We start from the raw sequence: 25,073 nt of genomic DNA, 5'->3' as shown, positions 1-25,073 counted from the left end.
TACTATGGCTTTAGGCTTCCCGAATTCAGGATATACACAATGGACTATAAACTTAATTTAGATTGGCAATCATTCCTCGAAAGCCATTGGCAAAAACGCCCTTTATTAATTAAAAACGGCTTCTCTCGTTTTGTTGATCCTTTATCTCCTGACGAACTTGCTGGTCTTGCAATGGAAGATGAAGTAGATAGCCGTCTTGTTAGCTGTCAAGACGGACAATGGGGAGTCAAGCATGGGCCTTTTGAGCACTTTGAAGGACTCGGTGATAAAGATTGGTCTTTACTTGTACAAGCCGTCGATCACTGGCATTTTCCTAGTGCGGCATTAATGAAGCCATTTCGTGTGTTACCCGATTGGCGCATTGATGATTTAATGATCTCTTATTCTGTTCCCGGTGGTGGTGTAGGCCCACACCTTGATCAATATGATGTCTTTATTATTCAGGGACAAGGTCGTCGTCGTTGGCGTGTGGGTGAAAAAATCCCAATGAAACAACACTGCCCTCACCCTGATCTGCTCCAAGTTGATCCTTTTGAAGCAATTATTGATGAAGAATTAGAACCGGGTGATATTCTTTATATCCCACCAGGATTTCCACATGAAGGCTATGCGATTGAAGAATCGCTAAACTACTCTGTTGGTTTCAGATCGCCTAACGCTCGTGAGCTTTTCAGTGGTTTCGCTGACTATGTGCTAGCAAATGATTTAGGCAGCTATCGTTATAGCGATCCGGATCTAACTCCGCGTGAAAACCCTGCATTAGTACAACATCAAGAGTTGAATAAACTTCATGCCATGATGGAAGATCTACTTGCTCAACCAGAAGTATTCCGTCATTGGTTTGGTGAGTTTATTTCTCAATCTCGTCATGAGCTTGATCTTGCAGTTCCAGAACCTTTATACGAAAACGCAGAAATTCATGACTTACTACAACAAGGTGAGCAACTTCACCGTTTAAATGGTATTCGTGCATTACGTGTTGGTGATAGCTGTTTTGTTAATGGTGAGTTGATAAATACTGATTATATCGAAGCGGCTGATGCGCTTTGCCAATATGATTATATTGATAAACAACACTTAGGTGAGGCATTATCTGATCCGAAGTTTGTGCGTTTATTAACACACTTAGTTAATCAAGGTTATTGGTATTTTGAAGATTAATTATCACTAACTTTCAATTATAAGTTATAAAGCCCTGATATATTGCTGCAGGGCTTTTTTCATTAATAAATATTAAAAATAAATCTTATTTTAAAATCTAACGAATTAAATAACTTATTGCTTCTTTTAGAAGTATTCTTGTATTTTGAAAGAGAAAAGGAATAACAACAAAAAATGTACTTTGTAAGAAAAAAAGTAGTAATGTATGTTTGCTATTTGTCGCATAAAGAGAAAATGAGATTAAATAAGTTATTAGAAAATAACTAAAAACAATAATAAACGATTGTTGCTCAGATTGTTTAATTACTTCCTTTTGATGAAAGCTTAGTTGATCTTCTATTACAGGTTTTAATAATTTTTCTGTTATGTTTTCCATTCAATATCCTTATATTATATTTATTCACATCTCTTTAATTATAATAGAAAATCAGAAAATTCAATTTCTCAAGGAGTTACTAATATTAAGCCTATATTAAAAGTTTAATAGTGAATAATATGTAAAATCATTAATTAACTCAGCAGAAAAAGAGAGAGGTTGGGAGGTTGGGAATTGTCTGTTGAACAAAATTACGAAAAACGCAAATAAACAAATTTAAGATATTCTCTTTACTAAAAAGTAATAGCCGATATATCGGCTATTACTTTTATCTTAATTGGCTTAATCAGCTAATCACTTTCGCCTTTTCTCTTTCAGCCGTAATTTCAGCGATACGCATAATCACACTCACCGCTGCTTCCATGCCTTCTAAAGAGATAAATTCATGCTTACCATGGAAATTATAACCGCCTGTAAAAATATTAGGACAAGGTAATCCGCGGTAAGAAAGTTGAGCGCCGTCTGTACCACCACGAATAGGCTTGATATTTGGCTCAATATCACAATCAATCATGGCTTGTTTGGCTATTTCAATGATGTGAGGGAATTGAACAACTTTATCATGCATATTGTAATAGCTATCATCAATCGTTAGCTCAATATAGCAATCAGGATGTAGCCCTTTCCCGACTTTCTCTGCAATCGCAATCATATTCTGTTTGCGTTTTTCAAATAAGTTACGATTAAAATCACGGATAATATAATGCATTTCCGCTCTTTCTACTGAACCTTTGATACTTTGCAGATGGTAAAAACCTTCATAACCGTCGGTATTTTCGGGTGTTTCATCAACCGGTAATTCTTGATGAATGCGTGTTGCTAATCCTAATGCATTAACCATCACCCCTTTTGCACTACCCGGATGAACATTGTTACCTACAATTTTGATATTCACGGATGCGGCATTGAAGTTTTCATATTCCAGTTCACCAACACCACCACCATCAACGGTATAAGCCCAGCTTGCACCGAATGCTTTTAAATCTACATAATGCGCACCACGCCCAATTTCTTCATCAGGAGTGAAAGCAATACGAATATCCCCATGTGGTCGATTCGTTTCTTTTAAGCGCACCATCGCAGTAATAATTTCAGCAATACCCGCTTTGTCGTCCGCACCCAGTAACGTTTTGCCGTCTGTAGTAATTAATGTTTTACCAATCATTGAATGTAAAATTGGGAACATAACCGGCGATAACACTTCATCACCAATGCCTAACGCAATATCGCCACCACGATAATCTTCAAGAACTTGTGGTTTTACATGTTTTCCTGAAAAATCAGGAGATGTATCAAGATGCGAAATAAAGCCAATCACTGGCACTGGCCAAGATACATTGGATGGTAAACTTGCCATTACACATCCCTTATCACTGAGCATTACATCAGAAAAGCCCAGTTTTTTTAATTCTTGAGCCAATGCCTTGGCAAGTTTTAATTGTCCATCACTGCTTGGTGACATTTTTGAAGATGGTTTTGATTGTGTATCAAAATTAATATATTCAAAAAAACGTTCTAATAATTTATCCATTTTGCCCCCTAAGATCTCTCTAAGAACAATAATAGGGAACTCTATAAAATAATTATTGCGTCAAATCAGCTTTAGGATCATTAATTAATTCAAACAATTTATGAACATATTCATCAACGACCTGACTTGCAGGACCATAATGTTTTTCTTCAAACTGGCTTTCAACCAAACTGGGTTCAAGATTTAATTCAACGGTATGAGCGCCTGTTAACCGAGCTTCATGGACAAAACCAGCTGCTGGATAAACATTTCCAGATGTACCGATAGAGATAAAAATATCAGCCTCAGCCAAAGCGTGATAAATCTCTTCCATACCAATTGGCATTTCACCAAACCAGACAATATGTGGGCGTAATGGCGATGGAAATTGGCAACAATGACAACGATCGGTTGTTTCTAAGTCCCCTTTCCACTCAAAGACTTGGCGAGATTGAGGGCAACGCACTTTTAGCAATTCACCGTGCATATGCAAAATATGTTTACTACCTGCTTTTTCATGCAAATTATCAATATTTTGCGTAACCAGTAAAAAATTGTCTTTACCTAAACGTTGCTCTAACTTCGCTAATGCATAATGCGCTTCATTAGGTTGAATAGAGGGCTGTTGCAATTGGCGACGACGTTCATTGTAAAACTGTTGAACTAATTGGGGATTGCGTTGATAACCTTCAGGTGTTGCAACATCTTCAACGCGATGTTCTTCCCACAATCCATCTTCTGATCGGAATGTTTTAATTCCTGATTCAGCCGAAATGCCAGCCCCTGTTAATACGACAACTTTGGGTAAATTCATTTCATGTTCCGTTTTATGGGTTAGATGAAAATAGCGACAACGTGAATGTTGTCTACGTAAACTTTTAATTTTACGAAACTTTCTAAGCCGACGATGACGAAGTTTAAGTTTCATCATTACAATCCTTGGTTTTCAAATTTAAATATCGCGTTTCTTATCTTCACTAGTTTAAGCGTTTTTTCTTCTGTGTATGTCAATAAACTTATTGTCCACTTAAAATTCTTGCAGGATCTAGTTTAGTGGCTCGGCGTGCAGGATACCAACTTGCAATCAGGCTTAAGATCACAGTGGTAATAAATACAGAGAAAACGTCAATTAAATGAACTTCTGAAGGTAGAAAATCAACGAAATAAACATCGCCAGACAACACGCTGTGTCCCGTTAATGATTCAATAACAGACACTAATGGCGTTAAATTATAAGCAACCAAGACACCCAATATCACACCTGCGACACAACCAATCATGCCTGATAATAAACCGTACCATAAAAAGATATTACGAATATGGCTATCTCGCGCACCTAACGTTCGTAAAATAGCAATATCACTACTTTTATCTCTTACCGCCATAATCAGCGTTGAAACAATATTAAAACAAGCGACACCAATCACTAAGATCATCGATAAATACATAATGCTACGGATCATCTGAATATCGCTATACATATAGCCGTAGTCACTTATCCAGCTTTTAGCATAGACATATTCTTTACTGTTTAATCCCGCATTATGAATAATTTCATTCGCGAAAAAAGGATCAACCGTTTTCACTTCAATTCCTGTAATACCTTGCCCGTAATCCATATATTGCTGAGCATCGGCTAAAGGAATTAAGGCTAATTGATGATCGAGCATCCCACTTAATTTAAAGATACCACTCACTTGTAAACGGATACGTTTAGGCTGTAATAATTTAGTAGGATCGTCATTATTAGGAATTAACACGGTGAGCCAATCACCTTGTTTTATTTTCAATGCATCGGCAACACCTTGCCCGATAATAATTTGTTGCTTACCGGCCTTAAAATCTTGCCATGCATTGTTTTGTACATATCGAGGCAATAGGCTGATATCACCTTGTTTTTCAGGTGAGACACCCATGACTTGTACTGCCTTTAACTCTGTTCCTTTTTCTAACAATCCAGTAAGTAAAATATAAGGAGCAGCAGCGACAACACCTTGGGTATTTTCAATACGAGGTAATGCTGATTGCCATTGTACAAATGGCTGTTCTACTGAATAAATTTGTCCGTGAGGCACCACTGATAAAATGCGGTTTTTTAATTCACGCTCAAAGCCATTCATGGCACTTAGACCAATAATTAAGACGGCAACCCCAAGCATAATGCCCAGTGTTGAAATAACTGAAATTAAAGAAACCATTCCCGCACGTTTTCGCCCTCTTGAAAAACGTAATGCGGTCACTAATGCAAGTGGCAATTGCGCCATTATTTCACTCCTGAAATTGCGTTTTGTGACTGTAGTTGACCATCTTTCATTTCAAGTTGGCGCTGAAAACGAGCAGCCAGTGATAAATCATGCGTTACAACCAGAAAAGCAGTTTGTTTTTCTTTGTTTAACTTAATCAACAATTCGAAAATCCCTTCTGCGTTTTTCTGGTCAAGATTACCCGTTGGTTCATCGGCAAGGACTAATGCAGGATCGTTCACTAATGCTCTCGCAATCGCAACGCGTTGTCTCTCACCACCAGAAAGCTCTGAAGGACGATGATGAGCGCGATCCTTTAACCCAACCGCTTCAAGTAAAGACATTGCTTTTTCTTTCGCCACAGAAGCGCTCGTGCCACCAATCATCAGTGGCATAGCAACATTTTCAAGTGCGGTAAAATCAGGCAATAGATGATGAAATTGATAAATAAAACCCAATTGGCTATTACGTAGATCAGCCTTTTCAGAAGAGGATAATTTATTAAGTGATTGCCCTTTAAAAAAGACTTCACCTGATGTGGGTGAATCTAACCCACCCAACAAATGTAATAAGGTACTTTTTCCGGAGCCTGAACTTCCCACTATGGCAAGAAAATCGCCCTTATCCATTTTAAAAGAGACTGATTTCAGCACTTGTGTGGAAATAGAACCATCTTGGTATTGTTTACATAGGGCGTGGCAATCCAATAAACCATCTTTATTAATTTGCATTTGTTTTTCTGATGCCATGGGTTGTTTATTCAAAGAAGAATTACTCATAACGTAGCGCCTCTGCTGGCTGAATAGCCGCGGCCCGCCAAGACGGGTATAAAGTGGATAAAAGGGAAATGATAATAGCGGAGAAACCAATCATAAAGACGCGTCCCCAATCAAGTGTTGCGGGCAATTCCACACCTTGAGGAATAAGTCCTACCGCCGGCATAATGACGTTTAATTGACTTGAGAGTAATGCGCCTAACAGACCACCAGCTACCGCCCCTAAAATACCTGCACCTGCCCCTTGTAGCATAAAAATGGACATAATCTGAGAGCGTTTTAAACCCATCGTTTGCAAAATAGCGACTTCACCTTGTTTTTCCATGACCAACAAAGAAAGTGAAGTAATAATATTAAAAGCCGCCACTGCTATAATTAAGCTTAATAATAATCCCATCATATTTTTTTCCATTTTAACGGCTTGGAAAAATTCACCTTTACGTTCGCGCCAATCTCTCCAACTTAGATTTTTATCTAAAGATTGTGTACTGTATTTTTCAATATTGAGAGGATCAGTAAAGAAAAGACGCCATCCTGTAATATTACCCGGCTGATAACGCATTAAACGTGCCGCATCTTGCTGATTAACTAAGATTTGAGAGGCATCTGCATCACCACCACTTTGGAAAATACCTTTAACAGTAAATAACCGTTGGCTAGGTAATCTTCCCATTGGCGTTAATTGGCTTACACTTGGCACAATAAGGCGAATGCTATCTCCTTCTTTTGCTTTTAACTGTTTAGCAAGACCACTGCCTAAAATGACACCATAATCCCCTGCTTTCAGCATAGAAAAATCGCCATAACGAATATGTTTCGTTAAAGGTTCATCTTGCGCTTTTTCTATACCCAGCATGACACCAACGCTGATATTGTCTTTACTTTGCAAAACAACATCGCCTTCTACTAAAGGGGTAACGTTTATGATACCTTCACGCGTCAGTAATCTTTCAGCTATATTTGGATCGCGGGGTAATTGTCCGCTAGGTGATGTCACAATGGCTTGTGGAATATAAGCAAGAATGCTTTCTTGCAATGAACGTTCAAAGCCATTCATGACAGAAGTCACTGTGATCAGTGCCGCTACACCTAACATAATCCCTAAAGCGGATAGCCATGAGACGAAGCGACCGAATTTATCGACCGCACGACCCCGCATATAACGGAGCCCTATATAAAATGAGACAGAATTGTACATGAAATCTGTGCTGTTCCTGTTGCTAATGCGAAGTGTTCAGGGATAATAAAGGGTAGTCTTACTGAATGGAACCACTCTATTCCCAAACTGTGGTTTTTCTTTTATCTTAACCTGCCCGCCAGTTTAAGCTTTAGCCATTAAGCTAAAGATGTGTTGGGAGTTAACTACAACAAAGAGTTCACATTACACGCTTATGTCCTCAGAATATCGTTATCAACTTCCTATAAAACAAGGGGATACTCGTCAGCTAGGCCAACTGACTGGTGCCGCTTGCGCTCTAGAATGTGCAGAGATCATCAAACGTCACTCTGGATTAGTCGTTCTTGTTACTCGTGATATGCAAAATGCATTACGTTTACAAGATGAAATCCGTCAGTTTTGTGATTATCCAGTAGAGACATTATCGGATTGGGAAACACTGCCATACGACAGTTTTTCACCTCACCAAGAGATCATCTCAAACCGCCTTTCTACGCTATACCGTATTCCATCACTTCTCAAGGGAATTTTAATCTTACCTGTCAATACGTTAATGCAGAAAGTCTGCCCTACGGATTATCTCGCAAGTCATGCGTTGGTAATGCAAAAAGGAGAGGTACTTTCTCGTGATAATTTACGTAAAACATTAGATGAAGCGGGATATCGTCATGTTGAGCAAGTATTAGAACATGGAGAATACGCAACGCGTGGGGCATTATTAGATTTATTTCCGATGGGAAGTGAATTTCCTTATCGTATTGATTTTTTTGATGACGAAATAGATAGCCTGCGTACTTTTGATGTCGATACACAACGAACATTAGCTGAAGTTGATCAAATTAATTTATTGCCTGCGCATGAATTCCCCACAGATGCAAATGCGATAGAAACTTTCCGTAGCCAATGGCGTGAACGGTTTGACGTAAGACGTGATCCAGAACATATTTATCAGCAAGTCAGTAAACACATCTTGCCAACGGGAATTGAATATTGGCAATCCCTGTTTTTTGAACAGCCTTTATCTAACTTATTTGCTTATTTCCCTAAAAACACATTGATAGTGACGCAAGATCTACAAGATTTTGCAGAAAAATTTTGGCAAGACATTAATCAACGTTTTGAAAGCCGTCGCGTTGATCCTATGCGCCCCCTATTACCGCCTGATGATATTTGGCTAAATGTTGATAAATTTAATAAAGAATTAAAACAGTGGCCTCGTATTCAACTTAAAACAGAAACGCTGCCAGAAAAGGCAGGACAGACCAATTTAGGCTATCAACCTCTTCCTGATTTATCGATTAACGCGCAAAGCAAATCACCTTTAGATAACTTACGTCGATTCCAAGAACAATTTTCAGGCAGCGTTATTTTCTCTGTTGAAAGTGAAGGACGACGTGAAACCGTACAAGAGCTTTTATCGCGCATAAAAATAGCGCCCAAGCAGATCATTGAATTATCTGATGCTCAAAAGAAAGGTTTTTACTTTATCATTGGTGCTGCTGAACATGGATTTATTGATAACCATCGTCAATTAGCCATGATCTGTGAAAGTGACATGTTAGGTGAACGCGTTAATCGTCGTCGCCAAGACAATCGCCGTGCAATTAATACAGATACATTAATTCGTAACCTTGCTGAATTAAGCATAGGACAACCCGTTGTTCATCTTCAACATGGTGTTGGTCGCTATCAAGGAATGACAACACTAGAAGCCGGTGGCGTTAAAGCTGAATACTTGATGTTAAGTTACGCGGGTAATGACAAGCTTTATGTGCCTGTTTCATCACTGCATTTGATTAGTCGTTATTCTGGTGGTGCAGATGAAAATGCCCCACTACATAAATTGGGTGGCGATGCATGGGTAAGAGCGCGCCAAAAAGCCGCTGAAAAAGTACGTGATGTCGCAGCAGAGTTATTAGATGTTTATGCTCAACGCGAAGTAAAAACAGGCTTTGCCTTTAAAATGGATAAAGAGCAGTACCAATCATTCCGCCAAAGCTTTCCTTTTGAAACAACACCTGATCAAGAAATGGCAATCAATGCTGTACTTAGCGATATGTGCCAAGCCATTTCAATGGATAGACTCGTCTGTGGTGATGTCGGATTTGGTAAAACAGAAGTGGCGATGCGCGCTGCATTTCTTGCCGTCAACAACAATAAACAAGTCGCTATTTTAGTGCCAACTACCCTATTGGCTCAGCAACATTTTGATAATTTCCGTGATCGTTTTGCTAATTGGCCCGTTAACATTGAGATGATCTCGCGTTTTCGTAGCGCAAAAGAGCAACAGCAAATTACAGAAAAACTGGCAGAAGGAACCGTTGATATTGTCATTGGTACACATAAATTGCTTCAACCTAATATTCAGTGGAAAGATTTAGGGCTATTAATTGTCGATGAAGAGCATCGTTTTGGTGTTCGCCATAAAGAGCGAATAAAAGCCATGCGTGCTAATGTCGATATTTTAACGCTAACAGCAACGCCAATTCCTCGTACATTGAATATGGCAATGAGTGGTATGCGTGATCTTTCCATTATTGCAACGCCACCAGCACGTCGCTTATCGGTGAAAACCTTTGTGCGAGAATATGACGACTTAGTAGTGCGTGAAGCTATCTTGCGTGAGACATTGCGTGGTGGACAAGTTTATTACTTGTATAACGATGTTGAAAATATCGAAAAAGCCCGCGAGAGACTAGCTACACTCGTTCCTGAAGCGCGTATTGGCATTGGTCACGGGCAAATGCGTGAACGTGAACTTGAGCGTGTGATGAATGATTTCCATCACCAACGTTTTAATGTGTTACTTTGCACCACAATTATTGAAACAGGTATCGATATACCTAGCGCGAACACCATTATTATTGAACGAGCAGATCACTTTGGCTTAGCGCAATTACATCAGTTACGTGGTCGTGTAGGTCGTTCTCATCATCAAGCTTATGCTTATTTGCTGACGCCACACCCTAAAGCAATGACAAAGGATGCTCATAAACGTTTAGAAGCGATTGCTTCACTGGAAGATCTGGGTGCAGGTTTTGCATTAGCAACTCATGATCTAGAAATTCGAGGTGCGGGTGAATTATTAGGTGAAGAACAGAGCGGTCAAATGAATACTGTCGGCTTCTCACTTTATATGGAATTGCTAGAAAGTGCAGTAGAAGCGCTTAAAGAAGGTAGAGAGCCATCACTTGAAGATCTCACCAATCAACAAACTGAAATTGAATTAAGAATGCCTGTCTTGTTGCCGGATGATTATATTCCTGATGTAAATGTCAGACTTTCATTCTATAAACGAATTGCCAGTGCCATTGATGTAACAGAGCTTAATGATCTAAGAGCAGAGTTAATTGATAGATTTGGTAAGCTGCCTGATGCAGGGCGTTATCTACTGCGTAATGCGGCTATTCGTTTAAGTGCAATGAGCTTGGGTATCACTCGAATTGAAGCCCATGATAAAGGTGGATTTATTGAGTTTGGTGAAAAGAATAAGGTTGATCCAGGATATTTAATCAGCCTACTTCAAGAGCAACCTGCTATTTTCCGCTTAGATGGTCCTTCAAAACTGAAATTTATTACTGATTTAACTGAGCGTGAAAAACGACTCACTTTTATTGATGATATGTTAAGTGCATTTAATGAGCATAAAATAACCGCACTCTAGCGGTTATTGAATCAACAAAAAGGCGTAATCAAAGTCACTTTATTACGCCTTTCTTTTTATATTCTTAGGTTTGTTCTATTGATAAGTTTACTCTTTGCGACAAGGTACTTTTTCATTCATAGAACAATAAGGTTCTTGTTCTAAAATCAGCCTACCATCAGAATCTAACGCGATAATTTCACCAGGTTTAAACGTGGTACGGACTTTGCCCGGTGTTCCATCGATAGTATAAAGCACATCATAACCCACAATTCTACGCTCTTGACGATAAATCGGGATGCACTCTTTAAATTGAGGATAAGGGAAATTAGCAATATTACTGTTATTGAGTGCTTCAATCATATAAAACACTCGGCATTCTTGCTCTGCTGGGTGAAATCGTGACAATTTTTCTGGTGTAAAAGGTGTCGGTAAGCCAATTCGATGACAATACTCTTCTGTCACAAAAACGGTCGATTTAATAGGCGTAGCCGAAACGACATGAGCGTATTGAGGTTGGGGAAATACCCACCTCCATGCAATAAATGAAAGAATAGCTAATACTATGATTAGTCCTATTAGTGTGTACTTTCTGACATTAACACCCACTTTTACCCCTTTTTATTTGTTTTATCCTTAATTGCCACAGATACGTAATAAAAGCCACTGTTTCACGCTAACTGGCTAATATATTTAGTATTCAATAAATGAATTCTCTAATCTGATAGCTTAATTCAACATCCATGCTGATTAACATAATAAGTAAACTACGTATTTATGACATGTTAAATACACCACTTATTTCTGTTTTAATTACTTAATTAAATACTAACTACATTCTTAAGATTTACACATTATATTAAGATAGATCTTAATTTATTAAGCTGAAAATATAAAAATCGTTATGCAACTTATAATACATCATTATGATAACACTAAATTAACAAATGTTGCCTAAAAATAGGCGGTATTTCATATTTAACTCATATTATAAAATTTACTTTTAAAATTTGTAGAATTATTTTATCCACTTAAATGCGGTTAAAAACAACAAGTTAATCTTATTTATAATAATTTTTACTTATTATCTTTCTAATACAAATCTACGAAACACCATAACATTTTATTTGATGAATTAATGAATTAAACATCATTTTTTATTTAAGAAAAGTCTTAAATAATTTAGCGTAATAAATAAAATTAACGCTATCTTTAATATTACAAATTTAACCTTAATAATAAAATTATATTTATCATTACTCTATTGAGTTTTAGAGTTATCGGTTATTTCTGATATAGACAGACAAATCATCTAGTGCTTTATGCTGAGATTATTTATCTTATTTGGATATTCTCATTTAATCATTTAATTTAAAAGAAAAATAGATAAAAAACCCTCATATAATATGAGGGCTTCAAAAGGTAACTTTTGTCTTGTCTATAAAACAAAAGATAAATTAATGAAGTTTTAGTTTAGGTCTAATCACTCGATTGATTGATCCAACTAACATCATAAGCCCAGTTTTGATATAACCATGCAACGCTATTTGATGCATTCGATATAAAGAGATATAAACAATCCGCGCTATGCGCCCTTCGATCATCATGTCTCCCTTCATCAAATTCCCCATCAAACTCCCCACAGTACTAAATTTAGAGAGTGAAACTAATGAGCCATGATCAGTAAACACATAATCTTTCAGTGGTTTGTCTTTTAACATTGCTAAAATATTGCTGTAACAACGACTTGCCATTTGATGTGCAGATTGCGCTCGTGGAGGAACAAAACCACCTTCTTTTCTTGGGCAAGAAGAGCAGTCACCAATCGCAAAAATAGAGTCATCTAAGGTTGTTTGTAAGGTAGGTTTAACAATCAACTGATTAATACGGTTAGTCTCTAGGCCAGCAATCTCTTTCATAAAATCAGGCGCTTTAATACCTGCCGCCCACACCATTAAGTCAGCATCGATATGCTCACCTTCTTTGGTGTTTAATCCACCTTCATCTGCACTTGTGACCATAGTTTTGGTCATCACTCGCACACCTAATTTGGTTAATTCTTGATGTGCAGCACTAGAAATACGCACAGGTAATGCAGGTAAGATACGCTCTCCTGCTTCAACCAAGGTGATATTTAATGCGGAAGGCGCTAATTTTTTTAATCCATAGCTATTAAGCTGACGTACTGCATTATGCAATTCGGCTGAAAGTTCAACACCGGTCGCACCGCCACCCACAATAGCAATATTTACCTTACGATTTTCTTCTTGTGCATTGGTATCTGCTGAGTATTTTAAAAACAAATTTAGCATTTCGTTATGGAAACGATGTGCTTGTTGAGGGCTGTCCAAGAAAATACAGTTTTCTTTAATACCTGGTGTGCCAAAATCGTTTGATTTACTGCCTAACGCCATCACTAAAATATCGTAGTCTAATGTGCGTTCAGGTACGAGTAGCTCTTGCTCTTCATTATAAATAGCAGCCAATGTGATATTTTTTTGCTCACGATCAAGCCCTGTTAAAGAGCCTAATTGGAAATTGAAATGATGATTATAGCCATGTGCTAGGTAACTTAAAGCATCAACACCATCATCTAAAGAGCCAGTTGCTACTTCATGTAAAAGGGGTTTCCACAGATGACTGTTGTTGCGATCGACTAAGGTGATCTCTACTTTTTTGCTGCGTCCTAATTTATTGCCTAATTTGGTCGCCAGTTCTAAACCACCAGCACCGCCACCGACAATAACAATTTTTTTTAATGACATTTAACGTCACTCCATAAAGATATTTACTGTTGTTATTTAAATAGCCTTAGTGAAATCTACTTAAATAACGACAGTTAAATCGTTTCGGCTGTTATTTTTGTTCTTAAGCAAGTTAATTGGAAAGATGGTCATACCAAAGTTGATTTATATCAAAAATATTTGAATATGCATATCTATTTTTTGAGGAAAATGGTTGTTTTTTGCCTTTGAGTGAGAAATAAATCTCCATTTAAAACATAGGGATATTGGTTTTGTTAATTAATACAAGGAGCTAGAAACATAAACATAAAGAGGATTGTTAAAATCAGTCGTGATCATTGAGGTAATAAAAATAAAGGGGTGAAACAAATGCTGAGAAGAGATAGGCAGAGAGAGCTGTATGAACGTTTTAACGACATCAGATAAAAAAATGGATGGAACAAACACCATCCATTTTAAACATATTACTTTAGTCTTACTCTTTGTTATTAAATGCTTTAATTTTAAATAAGTGCTCAGAGAGGCTCTTAAATTTATGCGTTTGCACTTCATCCCAAATGACTGAGTAATAAGGTGATAATTCATCAGCAGAACGCTGATTATCTAAAATCTCATCATTACGGGATAAAATCACTAAAGCGTTATCTTTGTTTTTAGAACGAAAATCTTTAATACATTTCGTTGAGATATCTAAATATTCTTCAGGTCTGTCGATTTTGTCTGTCATGTTTTCGTAAGGAAAAAGATTAGGATTAATCATTACCTGACGAATATTACATAAGAAACCAATACGCTCTGCCCAATATCCACCTAATCCTACGCCGCAAATTAATACTGGCTCTTTCGTGGATTTAATCACTTTATCCGTTTCTTTCAGTAAGTGTTGCATGTCATGACGAGGATGCAACGTACTATAGCTTAAAAAGCGGACATCAGGATCAATAAACTGTAGCTGTAAAACTTTCTCATGATTTCCAGGACTTGTGGAATCAAAACCATGTAAATATATAATCATGCTCGCTCCTGCCATTGCTCCTGTAATTGGGTCAGCAACTGATTCGCTTTTTTCCAACGATCAGAGGTTTGTAGCTCACTCAATGTGTAACGACCTCGGTGATGGTACAATGTGGAGATACGTTCTGCTTTGACAGAGGACAGGTTATCTAACACACTCACCGCCCCTTTTCGGTTATTACATACTAAAAGCATATCACAACCGGCATCTAGCGAGCGTTGCGCCCTTTCTGCATAACTCCCCATAATAGCAGCGCCTTCCATCGATAAGTCATCAGAGAAAATAACGCCTTGGAAGCCTAATTGTTCACGTAAAATAGATTTCAGCCAGTACGATGAGCCACTTGCCGGACGCTCATCAACCTGAGAATAAATAACATGAGCTGGCATAATTGCATCTAATAACTGGCGTTGAATAAAATCTTTAAAGATAGACATATCACGCTGGCGAATATCATTTAAAGAGCGATCATCACGAGGCGTTTCTTTATGAGAATCAGCCCTTACAGCACCATGACCAGGGAAGTGTTTGCCTGTTGATTTCATACCCGCAGAGCGCATACCTTTAATAAAGCTCTCGGCCATTGTCATGGCAATTTCAGGGGAATCATGGAAAGAACGCTCGCCAATGGCGATACAGTTATGACCTAGGTCAAGCACGGGTGCAAAACTGATATCAATATCCATGGCAATCATTTCTGATGCCATTAGCCATCCTGCTTCTTGTGCTAAATGACTCGCTTGATAACTTTCATTTAATGCCGCATAAGATTGAGCTGCTGGTATGCGTGTAAAACCATCACGGAAGCGCTGTACTCGTCCCCCTTCTTGGTCTACTGCAATCACAAGCCGCTCATGAGATGCATCACGAATTTGGCGAACTAATTCATTTAATTGTTCAGCATCGTGGAAGTTGCGGGTAAAAAGGATTAATCCACCGACAAGAGGATGCTTTAAAATTTCACGCTCTTCACTATCGAGTTCATATCCTTCAACATCAAGCATTACTGGACCCATAACATTCCTCTCTTTGTAATTGTGACAAGATAATGTCTTTAATTCGTCAGACTGAAATAGCGACGCAAAGGTTCAGACATTATTAAAAATGATCCATCTTTTGTTTGTTGCCAACGGACTTCATACCACATTAGCATCATATAAAAAATGAATGGCTCCCTTGAGAGAATACGCTTTCTCAACTCCTTAACAGAATAAATATCCGTCTCTTTGGATTGAGCATAATGACAATGATACGAATAATAATAATCCAAAAACGTATTTTGTTGCGCCTCATTGAGTTGGTTTGTTGCAAAGAACGTCATCAATGAATCTGCTGTATCAATATCGGCCGCATATTCCCAATCAATAAATTTTATACCCGAATCACTAAGAAGAATATTCTCAACATGCAAATCCATGTGAGCAGGCGCGTATTTTATGAAATTGCATCGCGGTTGGCGTAAAAAATGTTGTTGCAAGCGTAACCATTTAGCAGATAAACGTTTTCTATCAATACCCTGCCAATAAATTAATAACTCATGATTTAAGTTAAGAGGAAAACCTAACGGTGTGTGTTGATGGAGTATTGCTATTTTTTCAGCTAACGGTTTTAAATAAGTACTAAAAAGTGATTGATGAGTAAGATGTTCGCCCTGTAACCAACAAAGAAAAAACCACTCTTTATAACGTGTGGCAACTTTAGGTGATAAATCAGATCCTGATAGCTGCTTTAAAATGGCGTATTCTTTTCTTCCATGTACATAAAGCGCTCTTTTTTCATCGCCATAATAACGAGCAACCCAGTCAATATCTGCACATTGCACACGAAAAGCACCACCACCGGCTCCGGCTAATGCAGTGATTTTCCATTGACTTAATGCCGTTGCAGGGAAAAGCGCTTGCAAGGCATTAAGCAAACTTGAGTAATGCGGATCACTCAACCTTATGACGCCCGTTCCAAAGAATTTCACCAGAAGAAACCGACATTAACTGCATGCTGATCACACGGTTATCTTTTTTACCATCAACGGTTGAGAATAAAATATAATCAGCTTTCAAATAGCGGGCTAAGCCAATCGCTGCACTACGAAGACCTAGGCTATCTTCACCAGATAAACCAAGCGCTTTTCGTGCTGACATCATTTGCGTATAAGGCACGGTTTGCAATGCACTAATACTATTAACTGATTCAATAATAGTATTAGTCGCATTTACCGCTTGGATATTCCCGCCTGAATTATTTTTAACATTATCAACAACGATAAGTTTACCCGCGTCTAAATCATCAGTAACTGCCATTTCTCTAATTAAAGGTGTGACAGCTGCATTCCAATTAATGCTCGTGATTTTAGGTGGCGTTGGCACAACTTCGATTGGTGGCTCTATCGGTTTAGGCGGCTCTACTGGCTCTGTGGGTGTCACCGGCTCTACAGGTACAGGGGGTTGTTGTGGCAACATAGATGGACAACCCGCTAATAAAAATACAGACATCGCCACAAATAGAACTCTTTTCATGCTCGTGTTACCTTATCCTAAGTAAAGAGATAAACTCTGACATAACTAATGGTTTTATTTGGTATATCACCACTAATTTCGACATCACCATCTCCAAGAATAGTCACATCATTTACATTTCCAGCAGGGGAAACTTCAAGCCCTTGTTCGTTATACCAATAAAAACGATAACGAATAGAAACAGGGTAAGATTGTGTATTTGATAACATGACTGTCGCTTTGGTGCCATTAGCATGGTGTTCAATGGCTGGCTGACCAGCAACAACGCCTACAACTAATACTGAAGGCTCCATAATAATAGCCTGCTGACGATTGAAATAGAGTTTATTATCTGAATGAGATGATAAACATCCTGCAAGCAATGTCGTCATAAACACAACGATAAGTAATGAACAAATAACCTTACCTTGTCTTATCATGTATTACTTCCTGTTATCCTGCTGTTAGCATTACATCCATTACAGGCTTAATAATGGCCCTAATGGTTTCCCGCCAAGTAAATGCATATGAATATGGAAAACTTCTTGTCCACCATGTTTATTACAGTTCATCACTAAGCGATAACCATCTTCAGCAATACCTTCTTGTTGTGCAATTTTTGCCGCAACAACGAAAAGGTGCCCTAATACTTGCTCATCTTCCGCAGTAACATCATTTACAGTAGGAATAAGTTTATTAGGAATAATTAAAATATGAGTGGGTGCTTGAGGTGAAATATCACGAAATGCCGTCACTGTATCATCTTGAAACACGATATTGGCTGGAATTTCACCACGGATAATTTTACTGAAAATTGTTTCTTCTGCCATTTCCATCACCTTATTATTTATTTTAATTCCCGATTAATTCTATTAAACAGGTAAGTTTTGAATATGAAAGAGCTTAGCAAAATTGCGTGTTGTTTGATGCGCTAACTCTTCAACACTGACGCCTTTTAAGACAGCCATATATTCTGCAACATCGCGGACATAAGCCGGTTGGTTTTCTTTTCCGCGATGAGGAACGGGCGCTAAATAAGGGGAGTCTGTTTCAACTAAAATTCTATCAAGAGGAACAATACGCGCTGCTTCTCTAATTTGTTCAGCATTTCTAAATGTTACGATGCCAGAAAAAGAAATATACATTCCAAGATCAAGTAATGCTGTTGCAGTTTCTTTATCTTCAGTAAAACAATGCAAAACACCACCACAATCTTGAACTTTTTCTTCTTTTAAAATAGATAACGTGTCTTCGCGAGCACTGCGTGTATGCACAATAACGGGTTTATTAACTTGGCGTCCAATACGAATATGTTCACGGAAAATTTCACGCTGTAGAGCCGCATTTTCTTGTTGGTAATAGTAATCTAGCCCTGTTTCACCTAAAGCCACAACATCAGGTGCAGCAGCTAAACGTGCTAATTCTTCAATATCATGACCTTCATCTAAATTTAAAGGATGGATCCCACAAGAAAAGGCGATATTGTCACGTTTACCGATTAGCTCACGCATACTCTTAAAGCCCGGTAATGTGGTTGCCACTGCTAACATATATTGAACATCACGCTGCTGTGCTTTTTCGACAACATCATCAATATTTTCATGTAATTTTTCATAATCTAAGCCGTCGAGATGGCAGTGTGAATCAACTAAAAACATAACTTACTCTCATTTATCTGATACGACTTATATACTCGTCATTCTTCAAGTTGCAGGGGTGTTGGCTACGCTAAGTTACCTGAATCACATACATGAGTATGCTCATCGGGATATCTTTGCTTGCCGCCTACCTACAACTCGAATGATTTAGAGTATAGGTGTTTTTTATTACAGCTAAATCATAATTAATATATAGATAATTAATTTTTTGTGGCTAGCTGATTTTCCCAATCTAGTAGCTGCTCTACTAGCAATAATTCTCTATTTAATGCAGGAATGGTCATTAACTGGTAACGACACTGTTTCCATCCATCAATAGTGGATAACAAAATATCCGAAGGCCATTGTGATAACGCCATAATTAATGCTTGCTGGTCTTGGTTCACACAATACACTTGTGCATTGGTTTGGTATTTTAATGCATCAAGCAGCAGGGATAATAACCAATACAAGCGACGCTCGGCATTATCTTGATTTAATTGTGGTAAAAATGAATATAAATCATGTTGTTGTATGCTTGCATATAAAACTTGGCAAAAGGTCTCTCTTTCCTTCCACTCATCTTTCAATAATGAAAGCGCTAAAACTGGAGCATTCTGAGATAAATTTAATGCCGTCACACTATTGGCATAAGGTATGTTTGGTAATTGTTGCTGTAACCAGTGCGTTGCATGTTGGAGATCTGGCGTTGCTAAATGGTAATAAAAACAACGGCTACGCAATGTCGCTAATAAAACCTCTGGTTGCTGACAATTCAGTAAAAAATAGGTGTTTTTAGGTGGCTCTTCTAACGTTTTGAGCAATGCATTTGCTGCCGCTTCAGTTAACGCTTCAACATCTTTTATCCAAACAACCCTAGAACCACTTTGCTGAGCATGATGCTCCAATTTTTCAGTGACTTTTCTTACGGCTTCAATACCAATCGAGGATTTTCCCTTTTCACTTTGCAAAACATGCCAATCAGGGTGTGTTTCAGCAATCATCAAACGACAGCTATGGCATTCATTACAACTTTTTAATCCCTGTTTATTCTGGCACATTAACCAACGACTTAACCCATAAGAGAGTGCTTCTCCTCCCATGCCTTCTATCGCATGTAAAAGCAAGGCATGATGACCTCGCCCTTCTTGATACATGCTAATAAGTTGTCGATATGCCTGATTTAGCCAAGGATACCAATTCATAGTGATTTATTTTCCTGCTGAACTAGCCACGCTGTTAATGTTTGACGGATATCTGCTTGTACTTTTTCAATAGCTTGAGATGCATCTATTGTGATAATAGAGTCATCACCTTTGACTAGTGCCTGATAACGTTCACGAGTACGATAAAAGAAATCCATTGATTCTTTTTCAATTCGGTCTAACTCACCTCGAGCGCGCGCTCTGGCAAGACCAATCGCCGGATCTAAATCAAGATATAAGGTTAAATCAGGGCGAAAATCACCAAGAACGGTATTACGAAGTGACAACATAAGATCTTTATCTAAGCCGCGTCCACCACCCTGATAAGCTTGTGAAGAGAGATCATGTCTATCGCCAATCACCCATTTACCTTCCGCTAATGCCGGTTTTATTACATTTTCAACAAGCTGAACACGCGCGGCATATAACATTAAAAGCTCTGCTTTATCTGTCACTTTTTCGCCATCAATACCTTGCTTGATGAGTTCACGTAGTTTTTCAGCAAGCGGTGTGCCTCCCGGTTCACGGGTAAAAGCCAGATTGGTGATACCTTTTTCTTTTAATGTATCAATAACCGTTTGAATTGCGCTGGTTTTTCCAGCACCTTCTAATCCTTCAATTACAATAAATTTGCTGTTGTTCATAATTATCTTTGTTGTAAGCGTCGGTATTGCGCGACGGCCTTATTGTGTTCATTAAGTGTGGTTGAAAATTTATGACCACCCGTCCCATCCGCAACAAAATAGAGATAACGCGTATCCGCTGGATGTGCAGCGGCTCTAATTGAAGCAACACCGGGCATTGCGATTGGTGTTGGTGGTAATCCATCAATTTGATACGTGTTATAAGGGGTGTAACCATTTAAATCACTGCGATAAATTGTACCTCGGTATTTATCACCTAAACCATAAATCACGGTAGGATCGGTCTGTAATCGCATATTTGTTTTTAATCGATTGACAAAAACAGACGCAACCTTTGTTCTTTCAGCATCAATACCTGTCTCTTTTTCAATAATTGATGCCATGATAAGCATTTCATAAGCCGACTTATACGGTAAATCACTATCGCGTTTAATCCACTCTTCTTCTAATGTTTTTTCCATTTGTTGGTAGGCACGCTTTAAAATTGCGACATCTGTCGTACCCGCAGTGTAATGGTATGTATCTGGCGCAAACCAACCTTCTAGATCAGTAATTTCCGGTTTTATTCCTATTTCTTGGCGTAGTTTATCGCTATCCATCGTATGTGCGACAGCAGCAAGTTGAGGCGCTTGCTCAAAAATAGATTGCCAATCCTTTAAACGGCTGCCTTCAATAAAACGGATTGTAAACTGCGCCTCTTTGCCACTTTTGATCAGCAGTAAAACATCACGTAACGTCATATCCTTCGTTAAACGATAAGTTCCCGCTTTAAATTGGCTTAGCTCTGGTTTGGCTTTTAATAAGATCTGAAAATAATCCCCTTCATTAAGCAGATTATTTTTTATTAATAGTTGCTCCATGGCAACACGCCCTGTTCCTGCTGGCACAGTCAGTAACATTTCATCTTGTTTTACAACAATCTTTTCTTCTAAACCTCGAATATGTTGCATCATATACAATGCAACTGCGCCAAGGCTAATCAATAAGGCAAAAAAAACTATCCATACTATTTTTTTTATCTTCATTTATAACTCATTAAATTCTATTTAAGTGACAAACTGTGTTGTAAAACAACATGATAATAATCCCTATTAGGGTATTGATAGCGCTTATCATCTGAAAAAGTGATTTGTGAAACGGGGATCACTGGCATCAACGCATTTGTTAACCATATTTCATCAGCTTGATAAAGTGTTTCAGGTTTTTCTCTCACAATATCAATTTCCCAATGCTTTTTTTGTGCTAGTTGAAAAATAGATTGACGCATAATGCCATTTACGCCTGAATTAGTCAGGTTTGGCGTAAAAAGCCTATTTCCTTTGCGCCAAAAAAGATTCGCTGCATTAGCTTCAACTAAATATCCTTCATTATCACACACCAAAACATCATCAAATTCTGTTTTTTCTAAATGATATTTGATAAGGACTTGTTCTAGACGGTTGAGATGTTTGATGCCAGCCAACAAAGAATTCTGCCCTAAGATAACTGGGCTTATACCTAACGAAATTCCTTCACTTTGCTGGTGGAGATAATGGGTAGGATAAGATGACAGAGACATTATTACTGTCGGTGTTATAAATCCATTAGAGGAATAGCCACGACCGCCACAGCCACGGCTAATGATAACCTTAATAACACCTTTCGTTTGAGTATCCGAGGCAATATCTATAATGTGGTTTTCTAAATCAGACCAATTTGGATGTGGTAGAAAAAGTGCATCACAGCCTTGTTTTAAGCGATTTATGTGTGCAGATAATAAAATAGGGTTACCATGCTCAACGGCAAGTGTCGTAAAGCAGCCATCACCAAACTGTATTGCGCGGTCGCTTGCATCGATATTTTGTTGCTGTTGTCCATTTACCCAATACATCTAACACACCCTACATCTATGTTATTGATATCAATCTGCACATGATAAAACAACTGGCAGTAAAAGGACAAAATAAAAGACCCAGAATAATCCTGGGCCTTTAGGTATTTTTCAGTTTTCTACAAAAAACGGGTTATACGCGCTTAAAGAGAATTGAACCGTTAGTACCACCAAAGCCGAATGAGTTACACAGAGCATATTCCATGTTCTCAACTTTACGTGCTTTATGTGGAACGAAATCAAGATGACAATTTTCGTCTTGATTATCTAGGTTTATTGTTGGAGGTACGATTTGGTCACGTAACGAAAGGATTGTAAAGATAGACTCAATTGCACCCGCAGCACCTAATAAGTGACCTGTCATAGATTTTGTTGAGCTAACTAATACATCAGTACCTTTACCAAATACATTTTCTACTGCTTGTGCTTCAGCAACATCGCCTGCATTTGTTGATGTACCGTGTGCGTTAATATAACCCACTTCTGATGAGGAAATACCCGCATCTTTCAGTGCATTTGTCATTGCCAGCGCACCGCCTTCGCCATTTTCTGCTGGTGAAGTCATGTGATAAGCATCGCTGCTCATACCAAACCCAATCACTTCAGCATAAATTTTAGCGCCACGGTTTTTAGCGTGTTCGTACTCTTCAAGAACAAGAACACCCGCACCATCACCTAATACAAAACCATCACGATCTTTATCCCATGGGCGGCTAGCCGCTTGAGGATTGTCGTTACGTGTTGATAATGCACGAACAGCACCAAAGCCACCCAAACCTAATGGTGTAGTTGCTTTTTCAGCACCGCCAGCCAGCATTACATCTGCATCACCATAAGCGATAATACGTGCTGCATGTCCAATATTATGAACACCTGAAGTACATGCTGTTGCAATAGAGATTGTAGGGCCACGAAGACCATACATAATGCTTAAATGCCCTGCAACCATGTTAATGATGGTTGAAGGTACAAAGAATGGGCTAATTTTACGAGGACCACCATTCATCATTGATGTATGGTTTTCTTCGATAAGGCCTAAGCCACCAATACCAGAACCAATAGCAGCTCCGATACGACTTGCATTGGCTTCTGTTACTTCAAGACCTGAATCCGCAATGGCTTGCACACCTGCTGCAATACCATATTGAATAAAAAGATCCATCTTACGCGCGTCTTTACGCGAAAGATTATAATCTTCGTGATTGAAATCTTTTACCAATCCAGCGAATTTAGTCGCATGATGACTGGTGTCAAAATCTTCGATAAGGCCGATACCACTCTGTCCGGCACACACTGCTTCCCAAGAAGCTTCTGCGTTATTACCGACAGGAGATAACATGCCTAGTCCGGTCACAACTACACGACGCTTAGACACGCTTATCCTCCAAGGAGGGAAAAAGTTTAGGATTAAAAATATAGGCGGTCGAGTGACCGCCTAGATTAGCAAGCTTATTTACCTGCGTTTTCAACGTAATCAATAGCAGCTTGAACTGTAGTAATTTTTTCTGCTTCTTCGTCTGGGATTTCGATATCGAATTCTTCTTCCAGAGCCATTACCAGCTCAACTGTGTCAAGAGAATCAGCGCCTAAGTCATCAACAAATGAAGCTGAATTTACAACTTCTTCCTCTTTAACACCCAGTTGTTCAACAATGATTTTCTTAACGCGTTCGTCGATAGTGCTCATACTATTAAATTTCCTATCAAAACTCGCTTGCGCGATGATTTTCTTAGTTTATAAATACAGGAAAAGATCTAACCAATCCCGACTGTGTGGACTACTTTATTCGCTATATTTTGCATTATATTGTACGCAAAAAGCAAATATAAAGACGTCCCCATAATTAGATCATGTACATGCCACCATTGACATGCAATGTTTCACCCGTGATATAGCTTGCTTCATCAGAAGCTAAGAAAGCTACAGCACTGGCAATCTCTTTGGCATCACCTAAACGGTTAGCAGGGACTTGAGATAAAATACCTGCTCTTTGGTCGTCTGTTAATGCTCTAGTCATATCAGTTTCGATAAAGCCCGGAGCAACAACATTCACCGTAATGCCACGGGAAGCAACTTCGCGTGCTAATGATTTACTAAAACCAATCACACCCGCTTTTGCCGCCGCGTAGTTTGCCTGTCCTGCGTTACCCATGGTTCCAACAACAGAACCAATGGTAATTATACGACCATAACGTTTTTTCATCATAGCACGCATAACTGCTTTAGACAGACGGAAGACTGATGAAAGATTAGTGTCAATGATATCTTGCCACTCATCATCTTTCATGCGCATCAACAGGTTATCACGAGTAATACCTGCATTATTGACCAAAATATCAATTTCGCCAAATTCAGCGCGCACATCTGCTAAAAATTTTTCGATAGAGTCGTTTTCTGTGACGTTTAACACAAAACCCTTACCCTTACCGTCTAAATATTCGCTGATAGCTTTCGCACCGTTTTCACTCGTTGCTGTACCAATTACTGTCGCACCGCGTGCAACTAAATCTTCTGCAATCGCACGGCCAATACCACGGCTTGCACCAGTAACTAGCGCTATTTTTCCGTCAAATCCCATGA

Annotated in this window: 24 protein-coding genes; 2 read left to right on the top strand and 22 right to left on the bottom strand. The window is 38.6% G+C overall.

What is annotated here, in order from left to right; all coding sequences use genetic code 11:
* Window positions 1-39: 39 nt before the first annotated feature.
* Window positions 40-1,161 (top strand): ribosomal protein uL16 3-hydroxylase, encoded by a 1,122-nt coding sequence (locus tag QQS39_RS07080; RefSeq protein WP_151434819.1) that lies wholly within the window; start codon window positions 40-42, stop codon window positions 1,159-1,161.
* A 97-nt stretch (window positions 1,162-1,258) separates the two neighbouring features.
* On the opposite strand, the gene QQS39_RS07075 is transcribed toward QQS39_RS07080, so the two are convergent.
* From QQS39_RS07075 to lolC, 6 genes are all read right to left on the bottom strand, one after another.
* Complete coding sequence (locus QQS39_RS07075) at window positions 1,259-1,537, bottom strand: hypothetical protein (RefSeq protein WP_285805627.1); 279 nt, start codon at window positions 1,535-1,537, stop codon at window positions 1,259-1,261.
* Between the two features lie 286 nt (window positions 1,538-1,823).
* Entirely contained in the window at window positions 1,824-3,068 is a 1,245-nt protein-coding gene (pepT, locus tag QQS39_RS07070; protein WP_151434817.1) for a peptidase T, read from the bottom strand.
* 52 nt (window positions 3,069-3,120) lie between these two features.
* On the bottom strand, window positions 3,121-3,978 hold the full coding sequence (cobB, locus tag QQS39_RS07065) for a Sir2 family NAD+-dependent deacetylase (RefSeq protein ID WP_285805626.1): 858 nt from the start codon (window positions 3,976-3,978) through the stop codon (window positions 3,121-3,123).
* Window positions 3,979-4,063: 85 nt separating this feature from the next.
* Complete coding sequence (gene lolE, locus QQS39_RS07060) at window positions 4,064-5,311, bottom strand: lipoprotein-releasing ABC transporter permease subunit LolE (protein ID WP_151434815.1); 1,248 nt, start codon at window positions 5,309-5,311, stop codon at window positions 4,064-4,066.
* Complete coding sequence (gene lolD, locus QQS39_RS07055) at window positions 5,311-6,021, bottom strand: lipoprotein-releasing ABC transporter ATP-binding protein LolD (protein WP_408633989.1); 711 nt, start codon at window positions 6,019-6,021, stop codon at window positions 5,311-5,313. Before lolD ends, lolE begins: the two co-directional genes overlap by 1 nt.
* Before the next feature lie 40 nt (window positions 6,022-6,061).
* Window positions 6,062-7,264: a lipoprotein-releasing ABC transporter permease subunit LolC gene (lolC, locus tag QQS39_RS07050; RefSeq protein ID WP_285805625.1), complete on the bottom strand. Its 1,203-nt coding sequence runs from the start codon at window positions 7,262-7,264 to the stop codon at window positions 6,062-6,064.
* Between the two features lie 193 nt (window positions 7,265-7,457).
* Here lolC and mfd point away from each other — a divergent pair, with 193 nt between their 5' ends.
* Window positions 7,458-10,907 carry a transcription-repair coupling factor gene (mfd, locus tag QQS39_RS07045; protein ID WP_285805624.1) on the top strand — a complete coding sequence of 1,150 codons (3,450 nt, stop codon included), beginning with the start codon at window positions 7,458-7,460 and terminating at the stop codon, window positions 10,905-10,907.
* Between the two features lie 87 nt (window positions 10,908-10,994).
* Here the strand turns inward: mfd and umoD are convergent, their stop codons facing one another.
* From umoD to fabG, 16 genes are all read right to left on the bottom strand, one after another.
* On the bottom strand, window positions 10,995-11,495 hold the full coding sequence (gene umoD, locus QQS39_RS07040) for a flagellar biogenesis regulator UmoD (RefSeq protein WP_151434812.1): 501 nt from the start codon (window positions 11,493-11,495) through the stop codon (window positions 10,995-10,997).
* Window positions 11,496-12,343: 848 nt separating this feature from the next.
* On the bottom strand, window positions 12,344-13,651 hold the full coding sequence (locus tag QQS39_RS07035; RefSeq protein ID WP_285805623.1) for an NAD(P)/FAD-dependent oxidoreductase: 1,308 nt from the start codon (window positions 13,649-13,651) through the stop codon (window positions 12,344-12,346).
* A 454-nt stretch (window positions 13,652-14,105) separates the two neighbouring features.
* Complete coding sequence (gene ycfP, locus QQS39_RS07030; protein WP_151434810.1) at window positions 14,106-14,645, bottom strand: alpha/beta hydrolase YcfP; 540 nt, start codon at window positions 14,643-14,645, stop codon at window positions 14,106-14,108.
* A complete protein-coding gene (gene nagZ, locus QQS39_RS07025) occupies window positions 14,642-15,661 on the bottom strand; it encodes a beta-N-acetylhexosaminidase (RefSeq protein ID WP_036937719.1) in 1,020 nt (339 codons plus the stop codon). The genes ycfP and nagZ overlap by 4 nt, the downstream gene beginning before the upstream one ends.
* Window positions 15,662-15,699: 38 nt before the next feature.
* Window positions 15,700-16,584: a phosphotransferase gene (locus QQS39_RS07020; protein WP_285805622.1), complete on the bottom strand. Its 885-nt coding sequence runs from the start codon at window positions 16,582-16,584 to the stop codon at window positions 15,700-15,702.
* Window positions 16,577-17,158 carry a penicillin-binding protein activator LpoB gene (locus QQS39_RS07015; protein ID WP_151434807.1) on the bottom strand — a complete coding sequence of 194 codons (582 nt, stop codon included), beginning with the start codon at window positions 17,156-17,158 and terminating at the stop codon, window positions 16,577-16,579. Before QQS39_RS07015 ends, QQS39_RS07020 begins: the two co-directional genes overlap by 8 nt.
* Window positions 17,159-17,175: 17 nt before the next feature.
* Complete coding sequence (locus QQS39_RS07010; RefSeq protein WP_285805621.1) at window positions 17,176-17,577, bottom strand: YcfL family putative periplasmic lipoprotein; 402 nt, start codon at window positions 17,575-17,577, stop codon at window positions 17,176-17,178.
* A 39-nt stretch (window positions 17,578-17,616) separates the two neighbouring features.
* Window positions 17,617-17,967: a purine nucleoside phosphoramidase gene (gene hinT, locus QQS39_RS07005; protein WP_151434805.1), complete on the bottom strand. Its 351-nt coding sequence runs from the start codon at window positions 17,965-17,967 to the stop codon at window positions 17,617-17,619.
* 42 nt (window positions 17,968-18,009) lie between these two features.
* Window positions 18,010-18,795 carry a metal-dependent hydrolase gene (locus tag QQS39_RS07000; protein ID WP_285805620.1) on the bottom strand — a complete coding sequence of 262 codons (786 nt, stop codon included), beginning with the start codon at window positions 18,793-18,795 and terminating at the stop codon, window positions 18,010-18,012.
* Window positions 18,796-18,995: 200 nt separating this feature from the next.
* Window positions 18,996-19,979: a DNA polymerase III subunit delta' gene (holB, locus tag QQS39_RS06995; protein ID WP_285805619.1), complete on the bottom strand. Its 984-nt coding sequence runs from the start codon at window positions 19,977-19,979 to the stop codon at window positions 18,996-18,998.
* A complete protein-coding gene (gene tmk / locus QQS39_RS06990; protein WP_151434802.1) occupies window positions 19,976-20,623 on the bottom strand; it encodes a dTMP kinase in 648 nt (215 codons plus the stop codon). Before tmk ends, holB begins: the two co-directional genes overlap by 4 nt.
* Window positions 20,624-20,625: 2 nt before the next feature.
* Window positions 20,626-21,648, bottom strand: a complete 1,023-nt coding sequence (mltG, locus tag QQS39_RS06985) for an endolytic transglycosylase MltG (protein ID WP_285805618.1) — start codon at window positions 21,646-21,648, stop codon at window positions 20,626-20,628.
* Between the two features lie 17 nt (window positions 21,649-21,665).
* On the bottom strand, window positions 21,666-22,493 hold the full coding sequence (pabC, locus tag QQS39_RS06980; protein WP_285805617.1) for an aminodeoxychorismate lyase: 828 nt from the start codon (window positions 22,491-22,493) through the stop codon (window positions 21,666-21,668).
* Window positions 22,494-22,626: 133 nt separating this feature from the next.
* Window positions 22,627-23,868, bottom strand: a complete 1,242-nt coding sequence (gene fabF, locus QQS39_RS06975) for a beta-ketoacyl-ACP synthase II (protein WP_151434799.1) — start codon at window positions 23,866-23,868, stop codon at window positions 22,627-22,629.
* A 74-nt stretch (window positions 23,869-23,942) separates the two neighbouring features.
* Window positions 23,943-24,179 carry an acyl carrier protein gene (gene acpP / locus QQS39_RS06970; RefSeq protein ID WP_004247087.1) on the bottom strand — a complete coding sequence of 79 codons (237 nt, stop codon included), beginning with the start codon at window positions 24,177-24,179 and terminating at the stop codon, window positions 23,943-23,945.
* Window positions 24,180-24,336: 157 nt separating this feature from the next.
* Entirely contained in the window at window positions 24,337-25,071 is a 735-nt protein-coding gene (gene fabG / locus QQS39_RS06965) for a 3-oxoacyl-ACP reductase FabG (RefSeq protein WP_109372881.1), read from the bottom strand.
* Window positions 25,072-25,073: the final 2 nt, after the last annotated feature.

The sequence above is a fragment of the Proteus appendicitidis genome (assembly GCF_030271835.1).
Lineage (GTDB): Bacteria > Pseudomonadota > Gammaproteobacteria > Enterobacterales > Enterobacteriaceae > Proteus > Proteus appendicitidis.
Note: the sequence above shows the minus strand (reverse complement) of the source record. Positions and strands in the feature narration are given on the sequence as shown.